The 1,160-nt window shown below is 64.2% G+C and carries 2 protein-coding genes; both read right to left on the bottom strand.

Annotation, left to right across the window (positions count from 1 at the left end):
* Window positions 1–255: twin-arginine translocation signal domain-containing protein (locus OP495_RS18915; protein WP_280571152.1), on the bottom strand; the 255-nt coding region annotated here is incomplete at its 3' end.
* A partial coding sequence (locus tag OP495_RS18910; RefSeq protein WP_280571151.1) for an MFS transporter occupies window positions 252–1,160 on the bottom strand: 909 nt, incomplete at its 5' end. The genes OP495_RS18910 and OP495_RS18915, both read right to left, overlap by 4 nt.

Raw genomic sequence — 1,160 nt, 5'->3', positions numbered from 1 at the left:
CTGCAGTACCTTTTCCAGCGGCTGCATCGCTGCGGCGTGATCGGGGTCGACATCGAAGGTCCGCGCGGTGCCGAGGCCGACGACTGGAATGCGCTGTCCGGACGCCGGAATGTCACGCATGTTCAGCGCTTCCGGCGCGGCGCTCAGCGCCGTCGGGGCAAGGGCGGCCAACACCCCGGCGCCTGCGGACAACTGAAGGAAGGTGCGGCGCGATATGGCGCCGTGCCTGCCGAGAAAATCGTTGTCGTCGGTCATCGGATGCTCCTTGCCGCCGTCGAGACGGGCGTTGCAGTGTCAGTGGCCCGCGCCTGCCGCGATACGCCGAGGCGATAGCCGATAACCGCCCACAGCACCGCCAGTGGAATAGCGACGACCGATATGCCGCTGATACCCAATCCGAGCCCCGTCAATCCGGTATAGGCCCAGCCCGCGATGGCGTCACTCCCGCGGTAGACCACGGTATCGATGAAATTCTTCGACTTGTACTTCTCGAATCGGGGCACGACCGTGAACAGCATCTCTCGGCCCGGTTTGGCCAGTGCGTAGTTGCCGGCACGCCGGATCACCTGAACCGCGGCGATACTGAGTAGCACGGGGGCCGCGACCAGCACCAGAAAGCCCGCGGCGACGAGCAGCGGTACGAATGACAACGCACGGCCGAGGCCAAAGTACTGCACGACCCGGGCGGTGAGAAACAGTTGGATGCCCACGGTGAGAGTGTTGGTGAGCAGGTCGATGGCCGCGAACATCGCGGTACGATCGCCACTGTCATCGAGGGCATCACTGATGATATCGGCCTGGATGAAATACAGGAACGTGGCCAGCGTCGTGTACAGCCAGATGAACAGGCAGATTCCAAGCAGATAACGCGACTGCAGGACCGCCTTCACCCCCTCGAAAAGCGTACCACCGAGCGACTGATTCGTGGTGCCGTGCTCGCTACTGCGGCCGGAGAAGCGTTCCAGCACCCACATGCACGGCAGGGTGCAGGCGAGAATCACGGCGGCGATGGGCAATAGGCTTGCCGGCTCGAGTTGCTGGGCCAGCATGCCGGTGATCGCCGGGCCGCCGATCGCGCCGGCGCTTCCGCCGGCGGCGATGGCACCGAACAGGCGCGTCGCCTGGCGATTCGTAAACACATCGGTCAGGAAACTCCAGAA

This window comes from Chromohalobacter sp. 296-RDG, assembly GCF_029889885.1.
GTDB lineage: Bacteria > Pseudomonadota > Gammaproteobacteria > Pseudomonadales > Halomonadaceae > Chromohalobacter.
The sequence above is the reverse complement of the archived record's forward strand: the minus strand, read 5'-3'. Positions and strand labels throughout refer to the sequence as shown.